The organism is Bradyrhizobium sp. Gha (assembly GCF_900113735.1).
Classification (GTDB): Bacteria; Pseudomonadota; Alphaproteobacteria; order Rhizobiales; family Xanthobacteraceae; genus Bradyrhizobium.
In genome coordinates this window covers 1-11677 of sequence record NZ_FOQM01000034.1, presented here as the reverse complement: position 1 = coordinate 11677, position 11677 = coordinate 1, and the positions used below count along the sequence as shown (strand labels likewise).

Annotated in this window: 13 protein-coding genes and 1 tRNA gene; 11 read left to right on the top strand and 3 right to left on the bottom strand. The window is 63.4% G+C overall.

Going from position 1 to position 11677, the window contains the following annotated elements; genetic code table 11:
• Positions 1-43: 43 nt before the first annotated feature.
• Both cmk and aroA read right to left on the bottom strand, forming a co-directional pair.
• A complete protein-coding gene (gene cmk / locus BM222_RS30645; RefSeq protein WP_092236646.1) occupies positions 44-682 on the bottom strand; it encodes a (d)CMP kinase in 639 nt (212 codons plus the stop codon).
• Positions 679-2016 carry a 3-phosphoshikimate 1-carboxyvinyltransferase gene (aroA, locus tag BM222_RS30640; protein WP_177243568.1) on the bottom strand — a complete coding sequence of 446 codons (1338 nt, stop codon included), beginning with the start codon at positions 2014-2016 and terminating at the stop codon, positions 679-681. The genes cmk and aroA overlap by 4 nt, the downstream gene beginning before the upstream one ends.
• A 161-nt stretch (positions 2017-2177) precedes the next feature.
• Here aroA and BM222_RS30635 point away from each other — a divergent pair, with 161 nt between their 5' ends.
• From BM222_RS30635 to BM222_RS41475, 3 genes are all read left to right on the top strand, one after another.
• Entirely contained in the window at positions 2178-2585 is a 408-nt protein-coding gene (locus BM222_RS30635; protein ID WP_092236644.1) for a TIGR02300 family protein, read from the top strand.
• A 98-nt stretch (positions 2586-2683) separates the two neighbouring features.
• Positions 2684-2759, top strand: a tRNA-Ala gene (locus tag BM222_RS30630).
• A 194-nt stretch (positions 2760-2953) separates the two neighbouring features.
• Positions 2954-3190, top strand: coding sequence for a GIY-YIG nuclease family protein (locus BM222_RS41475; RefSeq protein ID WP_177243567.1), 237 nt, complete (start codon positions 2954-2956; stop codon positions 3188-3190).
• Positions 3191-3209: 19 nt separating this feature from the next.
• Here the strand turns inward: BM222_RS41475 and BM222_RS30620 are convergent, their stop codons facing one another.
• Positions 3210-3668 carry a MarR family winged helix-turn-helix transcriptional regulator gene (locus BM222_RS30620; RefSeq protein ID WP_092236642.1) on the bottom strand — a complete coding sequence of 153 codons (459 nt, stop codon included), beginning with the start codon at positions 3666-3668 and terminating at the stop codon, positions 3210-3212.
• A gap of 157 nt (positions 3669-3825) precedes the next feature.
• Between BM222_RS30620 and BM222_RS30615 the strand changes: the two genes are divergently transcribed.
• The 8 genes from BM222_RS30615 (at position 3826) to BM222_RS30580 (ending at position 11204) form a co-directional block, all read left to right on the top strand.
• Positions 3826-4251 carry an organic hydroperoxide resistance protein gene (locus tag BM222_RS30615; protein WP_092236639.1) on the top strand — a complete coding sequence of 142 codons (426 nt, stop codon included), beginning with the start codon at positions 3826-3828 and terminating at the stop codon, positions 4249-4251.
• Between the two features lie 186 nt (positions 4252-4437).
• Positions 4438-5640 carry a CaiB/BaiF CoA transferase family protein gene (locus BM222_RS30610; RefSeq protein ID WP_092236636.1) on the top strand — a complete coding sequence of 401 codons (1203 nt, stop codon included), beginning with the start codon at positions 4438-4440 and terminating at the stop codon, positions 5638-5640.
• A gap of 383 nt (positions 5641-6023) precedes the next feature.
• Positions 6024-7340, top strand: a complete 1317-nt coding sequence (gene ugpB, locus BM222_RS30605; protein ID WP_092236633.1) for a sn-glycerol-3-phosphate ABC transporter substrate-binding protein UgpB — start codon at positions 6024-6026, stop codon at positions 7338-7340.
• Between the two features lie 51 nt (positions 7341-7391).
• Positions 7392-8273 carry a sn-glycerol-3-phosphate ABC transporter permease UgpA gene (gene ugpA / locus BM222_RS30600; protein WP_092236615.1) on the top strand — a complete coding sequence of 294 codons (882 nt, stop codon included), beginning with the start codon at positions 7392-7394 and terminating at the stop codon, positions 8271-8273.
• Positions 8273-9121 carry a sn-glycerol-3-phosphate ABC transporter permease UgpE gene (gene ugpE, locus BM222_RS30595; protein ID WP_092236611.1) on the top strand — a complete coding sequence of 283 codons (849 nt, stop codon included), beginning with the start codon at positions 8273-8275 and terminating at the stop codon, positions 9119-9121. Before ugpA ends, ugpE begins: the two co-directional genes overlap by 1 nt.
• Positions 9122-9127: 6 nt before the next feature.
• Positions 9128-10210 carry a sn-glycerol-3-phosphate import ATP-binding protein UgpC gene (locus BM222_RS30590; RefSeq protein WP_092236607.1) on the top strand — a complete coding sequence of 361 codons (1083 nt, stop codon included), beginning with the start codon at positions 9128-9130 and terminating at the stop codon, positions 10208-10210.
• Positions 10211-10454: 244 nt separating this feature from the next.
• Positions 10455-10880 carry an Hsp20 family protein gene (locus tag BM222_RS30585; RefSeq protein WP_092236606.1) on the top strand — a complete coding sequence of 142 codons (426 nt, stop codon included), beginning with the start codon at positions 10455-10457 and terminating at the stop codon, positions 10878-10880.
• Between the two features lie 51 nt (positions 10881-10931).
• Positions 10932-11204: a BQ00720 family protein gene (locus BM222_RS30580; RefSeq protein WP_092236605.1), complete on the top strand. Its 273-nt coding sequence runs from the start codon at positions 10932-10934 to the stop codon at positions 11202-11204.
• Positions 11205-11677 lie beyond the last annotated feature (473 nt).

The following is an 11677-nucleotide window of genomic DNA, read 5'->3' as shown; positions in this document are numbered from 1 at the left end:
TCAAAGAGCGGGAGCGGGCGCTTCCTCCAATGACGGCCGCGGCTTAACCCCGCAACCGGCCCGCTCGGACGGCCTCGATAATGTCGATGGCGGCCCGGACGCCGCCTTCTATATCCAGTTGGGAGTTATCTAGCAAGTAAGCATCCGCGGCCGGTTTCAAAGGCGCTATCGGCCGGTTCTTGTCCCGTTCGTCGCGCTGGATGATGTCGGCGAGCACGGCCGCCTCATCCGCCTCCTCACCCCGCGCCCGCGCCTCCATGGTGCGGCGGCGGGCACGCACCTTGGGATCGGCCACGACGAAGATCTTCACGTCGGCATGGGGACAGATCACGGTTCCAATGTCCCGGCCGTCAAGCACGGCGCCCGGCGGATCGGCGGCGAATTGCCGCTGGAAATTGAGCAGGACCTCGCGCACCCGGGGAATCGCCGAGACGATCGAAGCGCCCTCACCGGCGGCTTGCGTCTTCAACGCCGGATTGCCGAATTTTTCCGGGTCGAGTTCCAGCGCAGCCGCGACCGCCGCCGCCTCGTCCCGGAGATCCTGGCCGGACTGCATCAATTCGTACGCGACGGCGCGATAGATGACGCCGGTATCGAGATGACGATAGCCGTAATGATGGGCCAGGCGCTTGCCGAGCGTGCCCTTGCCCGAGGCCGCGGGTCCGTCGATGGCGATGATCATGAGAACTCGGCCCCAAGCGAACGCATCATCGGAATGAAATCCGGGAAGCTGGTGGCGATGAAGGCGGTGTCGTCGACCGTCACCGGCTGGTCGGAGGCGCAGCCCATCACCAGCGCGGACATCGCGATGCGATGGTCCATATGCGTGGCGACGGTGCCGCCACCAGGCACATGGCCGCGGCCTTCGACGATCAGATCGTCGCAGGAGATCGTCACCTTCACACCATTGACGCGAAGCATGTCGGCGGTGGCTTCGAGCCGGTCGGATTCCTTGACGCGCAGCTCCTGCAGGCCGCGCATGATGGTCGTGCCTTCGGCGAAGGACGCCGCGACGGCCAGCACCAGATATTCGTCGATCATCGACGGCGCGCGCTCCGGCGGCACCTCGACGCCGCGCAGCTTTGAGGCGCGCACGCGCAAGCGCGCCATCGGTTCGCCGGCGTCGCCACGCACTTCGCTTTCCTCGATGGAAGCGCCCATTTCACGCAGCGTCGTGAAAAGGCCGGTGCGCAACGGATTGGTCATGACGTCGGAGAGGACGACATCTGAGCCTTCGACGATCAGCGCCGCGACCACGGGAAATGCCGCAGATGAGGGATCAGCCGGCACGATGACGGTGGTGCCGTGCAGCTCGGGCTGACCCACGAGCGTGATGCGGCGCCCGTGCTGGCCTTCCCGCACCGAGGTGATGTCAGCGCCAAAATGTTTCAGCATCAGTTCGGTGTGGTCGCGGCTGGCCTCGCTCTCGATCACCGTGGTGGTGCCAGGCGCAGCGAGGCCCGCCAGCAGCACCGCCGACTTGATCTGGGCCGAGGCAACCGGGGTCTTGTAGCTGATCGGCAGCGGATCGCGCGCGCCCTGCACGGTCAGCGGCAGCCGGCCGCCCTCGCCGCCGGACACGACCTTTGCGCCCATCTTCTCGAGCGGATCGAGGATCCGGCGCATCGGTCGGCTGCGCAGCGAGGCATCGCCGTCGAACACTGCCGAGATCGGGCAGCCGGCGACGGCGCCCATGACCAACCGGCAGCCGGTGCCCGAGTTGCCGAAATCCAGCGCGGCCTTGGGCTGGGCAAAGCCGCCGACACCGACGCCCTGGACCTTCCAGGCGAAATCGCCGGTGCGCTCGACCTTGGCGCCGAGGGCCTGCATGGATTTGGCGGTGTTGAGGACGTCCTCGCCCTCGAGGAGGCCGGTAATCCGGGTCTCGCCGACCGCGAGCGCGCCCAGGATGAGGGCACGGTGGGAGATCGACTTGTCGCCGGGCACCCGTACTTTTCCGGTCAGGGGACCGCTTGAGCGCGATTTGAGCGGCGCCGGGTTCTCGGAATGAGTCAAGATTGTGTCCTTGAATGTGCCTGATAGCGGCTGCGGGCAGGTACCACATGCCCTTCCCGCCGTCACGAGCATGTCTTTCTCTCGTAATGCGCTATTGACAGCGGGCCGCCAACTAGCCAAGTGAAGCACCGCTTTTCAGACATTCCCAGGATTCCTCTGCCGTGGCCAAGTCCGAACTCGGAACCAAACGTATTTGCCCGACCACGGGCAAGAAGTTCTACGACCTCAACAAGAATCCGGTGATCTCGCCCTATACCGGCGAGGTGGTGCCGATCGCGCCGATTGCGACCGCCCGCGCTGGACGCGGCGCCGAGGCCCGCCACGCAGCCGCCGCGGACGCCGCGCCGGAGCCGGCCGAGGTCGAAGAGGTCTCGCTCGAGGAGGCCGATGCCGAGGAGAACACCGGCAAGGTTAAGGCCGTCGTCCCCGAATCCGAGGACGATATCGAGGTCGACGATACCCTCGACGACGACGATGACGACGATTCGACCTTCATTGCCGACGAAGAAGAGGGCGACGAGGACGTCACCGACATCATTGGTGACGTCGGAGGTGATGAAGAGACTTGAGGTCAGCCCTGATCTGTGAAAAAGGGTGCACCGCGCGAGTCGCTTAGACGGCTCGACGGCCGGGACGGATCCCCCAGGATCGTCCCATCTGGACTAAAGGGGCCATAGCTCAGCTGGGAGAGCGCTTGCATGGCATGCAAGAGGTCGGCGGTTCGATCCCGCCTGGCTCCACCAGCCTTCGCTCGCTTCGCGAGCTTCGGCTAGGCAAGCCTGGGGAAGTCCCTCGTAGCGAAGTGAGCGAAGGCTGTCCCGCCATAGCCCGTAGGGCGACGGCGGACTGGAGCCGTCATTCCCAAGCTGCGGTGGGCAAAGGCAACACCCTAGACGCGTCTCGAAGCTGCTATCCTGCCCGTCGGGAGGAAGGAGCGATGAAATATGGCTACATCCTTGAGAGTCTCGATTCCGAGCATTTCTACGTCGGCATCACCGACGACTTGCGAGCCCGTCTGGCGAAGCACAACTCCGGCGAGGTACCACACACCTCGAAATATGGGCCCTGGCGAATACGGACCTGCTTCGCGTTCGACGATGCCGCACGCGCTGTCGCATTCGAACGATATCTGAAATCTGGCTCTGGGCGGGCATTCGCGAAGAAGCACTTCTAATCGAGGTGTCCTAACCGCCCTACTCCCCAATCACCGCATTCAGCCGGTCCCTTAACGCCACGATCTCGTCCTTCATCGCGACCAGTTCCGACACCGAGCAATCCGAAGCGGCCAGGATCGACTGCGGCACGCTGCGCGCCTTGTCTTTCAGCGCATGGCCTTGCGGAGTCAGCGCGATGAGCACCTGACGCTCGTCCTCGCTGCTTCGCGTGCGCTTGACCAGATGGGCTGCTTCCAAACGCTTCAACAGGGGCGTCAGCGTGCCGGAATCCAGAAACAGCTTTTCACCGATCTCCTTGAGCGGGACGTCATCGCGCTCCCACAGCACCAGCATCACCAGATATTGCGGATAGGTCAGGCCGAGGCGGTCGAGCAGCGGCTTGTAGACACGATTGAAGGCATGCGCGGCCGAATAGACCGCGAAGCAGATCTGGTTGTCGAGGCGTTGCGGATCGAGGGTCGATGATTTCCGGGCCATGCAGAATCTCGCGGGACTGACCCGCATTGTGGGACCGGGCGGGCGGACATTCAATTGCGAACAATTAAATGTGAGAGACCGGAATATACATTGCGCACAATCTAATTGTTTGCAATATGGATCGCATCGCCAACCCGAACATCCAAGGAAGACGAAAATGTCCGTGAACGTGCTCTACAAGACCAGCGCAAAAGCCACGGGGGGCCGCGACGGCCATGCTGCGACCCTCGATGGCGCACTCGACGTCAAGCTCACCACGCCGAAGGAGCTCGGTGGTGGCGGTGGCGTCGGCAACAATCCAGAGCAGCTGTTTGCGGCCGGCTATGCCGCCTGCTTCATCGGCGCGATGAAGTTCGTGTCGTCGCAGGGTGGCCCGAAGGTTCCCGCCGATGCCTCCGTGACCTCGACCGTCGGCATCGGCCCGCGCTCGGCCGGCGGCTTCGGCCTGGACATCGATCTGGCCGTCTCGCTGCCGGGCCTGTCCCGCGCGGACGCCGAGGCGCTGGTCGAGAAGGCGCATCAGGTGTGCCCGTATTCCAACGCGACGCGCGGCAATGTCGACGTCCGCCTGACGGTCGTCTGATCGACGATGGAATGGCTGGCCCGGGACCCCGCGCGAGGTCCCCCTGGGCCGGCCGCTTCCGTTTTGGTTTTGCCATGCCGCGGGATGCGGCGCGCGCGTGCATATCCCCCTCCGCAGCGAGGCATTGCTGGGGCGCACGAACCTCGCTAGGCCTGTGGCCAACATTGACACAGGGGAAGCGAAGGCATGACTGAAGCCGTTTTGGGCGCAATGAGCGGACTGCGCGTCGTCGATCTCACGCGCGTGCTCGGCGGCCCCTACTGCACCCAGATCCTCGCCGATCATGGCGCCGACGTCATCAAGGTCGAGCCGCCTGCGGGCGACGAGGTGCGCGAATGGGGCCCTCCCTTCCACGAGGAGGATGCGGCTTATTTCGTCGGCATCAACAGAAACAAGCGCTCGATCGGCCTCGACCTCGCCTCCGAGGGCGGCCGTGTCGTGCTGCTCAGGATGCTGGAAACCGCCGACGTTCTGATCGAGAATTTCAAGCCGGGCACGCTGGAGAAATGGGGCATCGGCAACGATGTGCTCAGCAAGAAATATCCGCGCCTCGTGCATTGCCGGATCTGCGGCTTCGGCGCCGACGGCCCGCGCGGCGGCAATCCCGGCTATGACGCCATCATCCAGGCCATGACCGGCATGATCGCGGCGACCGGCTCGCAAGAGAGTGGCCCGATGCGGATCGGCGTGCCCCTGGTCGACATCACCACCGGACTTTATGCGGCGATCGGCATCCTGATGGCGCTGTCGGAACGGCAGCGCTCGGGCAAGGGCCAGTTCCTCGAGACGACGCTGTACGAGACCGGCCTTGCCATCATGCATCCGCACACCGCGAATTATTTCATGCATGGTAAGCCGCCCTCGCTCACCGGCAACGAGCATCCGAACCTCGTGCCTTACGCGATCTTCCCGACCCAGACCGACGACATCTTCATCGGCGTCGGTAACGACGGCACCTTCCGCAAGCTCGCCAAGGAGATCGGCAAGCCCGAGCTCGGTACCGACCCACGCTTTGCCCGCAACAAGGACCGCATCGCCAATCGCGAGGCGCTGCGCGCCGAGCTGGCCGCCGTGTTCAGCCAGCACGCGGCCGAGCCGCTGTGCAATCGCCTGCTCGCGGCCGGCCTGCCCGCAGGTCCCGTGCAGAAGATCGACCAGGCGCTGACAAATCCGCACACGATCGCGCGCGGCGATGTCATCGAGAAGGACTGGTACAAGGGCGTGGCCTCGCCGATCCGGCTCGATCGCAGCAAGCCGAGCCTGCGCCGCCTGCCGCCGAAGTTCAGCCAGCACGCCGCCGAGGTGTTGGGCGAGTTCGGCTACTCAAAGGCGGAGATCGACGCCATGGTCGCGCAGGGCACGGTCTGCGGGCCCGAGCGCAAGCGCTAGGTGGTGCGCTCCCTCTCCCGGGTGCGGGAGAGGGTTGGGGAGAGGGTGTCGCCGCAGCGGGACAATCCCCTGGAGGAGAAAGCCCTCACCCGGCGCTTCGCACCGACCTCTCCCGCAAGCGGGAGAGGTTTTCGAGCCCGCGGCTCGATTTCGACTCACGTCATCCAATGCCGCAGTGCGGCGCATGCACGCATGTGCACTGCGAGCGGAGGAGGCTCCTGCGCTGCGCCTTCGCCTATTTGACGACTTCCCTTTTCCCGCGCTTGCCGCTTTCGTTTCGGCCGCTTACACAGTCATGTGAACGTCATGTGGCGCTGCTAGCGCAAGCGCTTCTTTTTGACGGCCAAGAGACGGCTGAGGGACGGTTAAGGGAGGTTTACTTGATGGCTCTTCGACATTTTGGGGCAGCTGCCGCTGTTGCAATCGCGGTTGGCATGACCGCTTCGCCGGCGCTTGCCGTCACTGAAATCCAGTGGTGGCACGCCATGACGGGCGCGAACAACGACGTCATCGTCAAGCTCGCCAACGACTTCAATGCATCGCAGAGCGACTACAAGGTCGTCCCGACCTACAAGGGCAGCTACCCTGATACGATGAATGCCGGCATCGCGGCATTCCGCGCGGGCAACGCCCCGCACATCATGCAGGTGTTCGAAGTCGGCACCGCGACCATGATGGCTGCGACCGGTGCAGTGAAGCCGGTCTACAAGCTGATGGCCGACGCCGGCGAGAAGTTCGATCCGAAGGTCTACCTCCCCGCTATTACCGGCTACTACTCGACCTCGAAGGGCGAGATGCTGTCCTTCCCCTTCAACTCGTCGTCGACAGTCATGTGGGTCAACCTCGACGAACTCAAGAAGGCCAATGTCGAGATCCCGAAGACCTGGCCTGAAACCTTCGAGGCAGCCAAGAAGCTGCACGACAACGGCCATCCGACCTGCGGGTTCTCGAACGCGTGGGTCACCTGGGTCAATCTCGAGCAACTGTCCGCCTGGCACAACGTGCCGCTCGCCAGCAAGGCCAATGGGCTCGACGGCTTCGACACCGTGCTGGAGTTCAATGGTCCGGTTCAGATCAGGCATCTCGAGAAGCTGATCGAGCTTCAAAAGGACAAGACCTACGACTATGCCGGCCGCACCAATCAGGGCGAAGGCCGCTTCACCTCGGGTGAGTGCCCGATCTTCCTGAGCTCCTCGTCTTTGTTCGCCAACATCAAGGCGCAGGCCAAGTTCAACTTCACCGCTGCGCCGATGCCGTACTATCCTGACGTCAAGGACGCACCGCAGAATTCGATCATCGGTGGCGCCTCACTCTGGATCATGGGCGGCAAATCGGCCGACGAGTACAAGGGCGTCGCAAAGTTCCTGACCTTCCTCTCGGACACGGATCGCCAGGTCTGGATTCACAAGGCCTCGGGCTATCTGCCGATCACCAAGGCGGCCTATGAGAAGGCCAAGGCCGAGGGCTTCTACAAGGACCAGCCTTATCTCGAGACTCCGCTGCTCGAGCTGACCAACAAGGAGCCGACCGAGAATTCACGCGGTCTGCGCCTCGGCAACATGGTTCAGCTGCGTGACGTCTGGGCCGAAGAGATCGAGCAGGCGCTGGCCGGCAAGAAGACCGCCAAGCAGGCACTGGATTCGGCCGTCGAGCGTGGCAACACCATGCTGCGTCAGTTCGAAAAGACCGCCGTGAAATAAGGCGACGACGCCGGCAGGCTGCGACAAGCGGCCTGCCGGCGTCACCCTGTCATGCAAAAGCAAGCGATTTTCCGATCAAAGCTGTTGCCGTATCTGCTGGTTGCCCCGCAACTGGCAGTGGTTCTGATTTTCTTCTACTGGCCCGCCCTGCAGGCGGTGATCCAGTCCTTCCTGCTGCAGGACGCCTTCGGTCTGTCGATGAGCTTCGTCTGGTTCGACAATTACATCGAGCTGTTCAAGGACCCCGCCTATTTCGAGTCCATCGTCCGGACCTTCTTCTTCTCGTTCGCGATCGCGGTGTCGTCGCTGGCCTTCGCGCTGCTGCTCGCCGTCATGGCCGACAAGCCGCTGCGCGGTGTGATGCTCTACCGCACGCTGCTGATCTGGCCCTACGCGGTGGCGCCGCCGGTCGTCGGCGTGCTCTGGATCTTCATGCTGCATCCCTCGCTGGGCGTGATCTCGCGTTATCTGCGCGCCGCCGGGATTGACTGGAATCCGCTCCTCGACGGCAATCAGGCTGCGGCGCTGATCATCGTCGCCGCGGCCTGGAAGCAGATCTCCTATAATTTCCTGTTCTTCCTCGCCGGGCTGCAGGCCATCCCGAAGAGCGTGTTCGAGGCCGCCGCAATCGACGGTGCGCGCCCGATGCGGCGGTTCTGGACCGTGACATTCCCGCTGCTGTCGCCAACCATCTTCTTCCTGCTCGTGGTCAACATCGTGTACGCCTTCTTCGACACGTTCGGCATCATCGACACCATGACCCGCGGCGGCCCCGGCACGTCGACGGTGACGCTGGTCTACAAGGTCTACTCCGACGGCCTGCTCGGCGGAAATCTCGGCAGCTCGGCGGCCCAATCGGTGATCCTGATGATCCTCGTCATCGTGCTCACGGGAATCCAGTTCCGCTTCGTCGAACGCAAGGTGACCTACTGATGGTCGAGCAAGAGGGCTTTCGACGCTACGTCGCTCACATCATCCTTTGGATCGGGATCGCGATCGTCGCATTCCCCGTTTACATCGCGATCGTCGCCTCGACCCAGGACAACGCGCTGATCGCCAACGGGCAGATGTCGCTGCTGCCCGGCGGCCATTTCTTCGAGGTCTACTACCAAACCATCTTCGTCGGCACGAGCGGCTCGACCCGCGAGCCCGTGGCCAACATGATGCTGAACTCGCTGATCATGGCGCTCCTGATCGCAGTCGGCAAGATCGCGATCTCGATCATCTCGGCCTATGCGATCGTCTATTTCCGCTTCCCGTTCCGGATGGCGATCTTCTGGATCATTTTCATCACGCTGATGCTGCCGGTCGAGGTGCGCATCTATCCGACCTACAAGATCGTCGCGGACCTGCACATGCTCGACAGCTATGCCGGCCTCGCGCTGCCGCTGATCGCATCGGCGACGGCGACGCTGCTGTTTCGCCAGTTCTTCATGACCGTGCCGGATGAATTGCTGGAGGCCTCGCGCATCGACGGCGCCGGGCCGCTGCGCTTCTTCTGGGATACGCTGCTGCCGCTGTCGCGCACCAACATGGCGGCGCTGTTCGTGATCCTGTTCATTCTCGGCTGGAACCAATATCTCTGGCCGCTGCTGATCACCACGCGCGACGACATGCAGACCATCCAGGTCGGCATCCGCAAGATGATCACCACCACCGACGCGCTGACCGAATGGCCCATCGTGATGGCGACCGCCGTGCTGGCCATGCTGCCGCCGGTGTTCGTCGTCCTCGCCATGCAGAAATTGTTCGTGCGCGGCCTGGTCGAGACGGAGAAGTAGAGGAATATGGCTAACGTCACCCTGCGCAACGTCCGCAAGACCTACACCGGCGGCTTCGAGGCGATCAAAGGCGTCAACGTCGAGGTCGGCGACGGCCAGTTCTGCGTGCTGGTCGGTCCCTCCGGCTGCGGCAAGTCGACGCTGCTCCGCATGGTCGCGGGGCTCGAAACCATCACCTCGGGCGAGATCGACATCGGTGGCCGTATCGTCAACCAGGTCGAGCCCGCCGACCGCGACATCGCGATGGTGTTCCAGAACTACGCGCTCTATCCGCACATGAGCGTGTTCAACAACATGGCTTACGGCCTGCGCAACCGCGGCATGAAGGAGGCCGAGGTCAAGTCTCGCGTCGAGGAAGCCGCGCGCGTGCTCGAGCTCGCACCGATGCTGGAGCGCAAGCCGCGCCAGCTCTCCGGCGGCCAGCGCCAGCGCGTCGCCATGGGCCGCGCCATCGTGCGTCAGCCCAAAGTGTTCCTGTTCGACGAGCCGCTGTCGAACCTCGACGCCAAGCTGCGCATCGCGATGCGCGTCGAGATCCGCAAATTGCAGCGCCGGCTCAACACGACATCGATCTACGTGACCCACGACCAGCTCGAGGCGATGACGCTCGCCGACGTTCTCGTCGTGATGAATGGCGGCCAGGTCGAGCAAGTCGGCAATCCCCTCGCGATCTACGAGAAGCCGGCGACGACCTTCGTCGCCTCGTTCATCGGCGCGCCGCCGATGAATCTGATGTCGGCGCGCGCGGACGAGATCAAGTCGCAGCTCGGCAATGCGGGCGACGCCGGCATCCTCGGCATCCGTCCCGAAGACTTCGTCATCACCGACCAGACGCCATCAGGCGGCGTTGCGCTGCCGCTGGCGGTGGAAGCGATCGAGCGCGTCGGCGCCGAGACCTTCGTTTACGGCTCACGCGCGCAGGACGCGCAGCGCGTTGCTGCCACTCCGGGCGAACTGCCGCCTGGTGACATCATCGTCCGCATCCCCGGAACCGAGGCGCCGGCCATCGGCGCGAGGATCCGCGTCGCCGCAGTCCGTTCCAAGCTGCATCTGTTCAGCGGCGACGGGCGGAAGCGGATCGAGGTTTGACCGGTTCCGAAGGGTCCTGCTGCCCAAGGCCGCGAAAACAACCCCATGCACAGTAGGGCGGGCTCTGTTTTCATTGGGATAAATCGCCCGGAAAATTCACCATCGCAAGGCGACCCGCAAGCAGTGAATCCACAGCCCGGGGCTAGCCGCTTGAACCCCACCGGGATATGCCCATATTGCTGACCAAGGGGCGCCATCGAGGGCCCCGACACACCAAAGTCGCTTCGAGAGGACTTTGTAAACTATGTCTCGTGTTCCCACGCTTTCCAGTCCGTTCCTTCTGGGCTTCGACGAAATCGAGCGCGTGCTCGATCGTGTCGTCAAGGGCGCCGACGGTTACCCTCCCTACAATATCGAGAGGTGTGAACGATCCGACGGCCAGCCCGAGCGGTTGCGCATCACGCTGGCGGTCGCCGGATTCACCCGCGACCAACTCGATGTAACCATTGAGGAAAACCAGCTCGTGATTCGCGGGCGGCAGCAGGACGACAAGTCCCGGCAATACATCCATCGCGGCATCGCCGCGCGCCACTTCCAGCGCACCTTCGTGCTGGCGGAGGGGATGCTGGTGCTGGGTGCGGATCTGAAGAACGGGTTGTTGTCGGTCGACCTTGCCCGGCCTGAACCGGAGAGGATCGTTAAGACAATCGCTATCAATGAGCACGAATAATGGAACGAGTAGCGGACTCGACCGCTTAGTTTTCCTGAAGGAGTCGAGACCATGAGTGAAGGTCAAGTTGTGTTCGAATATGAAGCCAGGAACGCCTCGCCCGAGACGCTGGCGAACCTCGGCGAAGGCCACATCGCCTATGTGAAGCAGATCCGCTCCGAAGATGTGCCCGGCCTGTTCCCCGAAGCCCCGAAGATCGCGCCGGGCCTCAAGCTGTTCGCGCTCCACGCCGCCGACGGCACGCCGATCATGCTGACCGACAGCCGCGAAGCCGCTGTAGCCAACGCCTGGAGCAACGAGCTGCAAGCCGTCAGCGTGCACTGAGCGCGCGCGCTTCGCACGAAGAGAGTTTTGACGGGCATGCCTTCTCACGAAGGCATGCCCGTTTTGCTTTGGCGTCATTGCGAGGAGCACTTGCGACGACAATCCAGAATATCTCCGTGGAAAGATCCTGGATTGCTCACATGGGGAGTTTGCGTGTCAAGGTGTTTGATCAGCTCTTTGTTCGATTGCAGGCCAGCTCTTCGTCCCGACCGTGGCAGTGTGAAGATGGCGCGCGCAGGTCAAGTCAAGGTCGGCCCGGAGGGCCGCCGCGCAGCGGCTTGACCTTGACTTGACCGAGCACGCCATCAGGCTGGTGTGGTCGGGGGTAGCGGCGGAAGCTCCTTTCGGTTTGCGATCCAAGGGTCGAGCCGGTTTTGGCAATCTGGTTTGCATGCCAGATCAAACTCACATTCGGTCGTCGCGAGGGTCACGACTGCACCAACATTCCGCTTGCGGCGGGCAGGCTCGAGAGG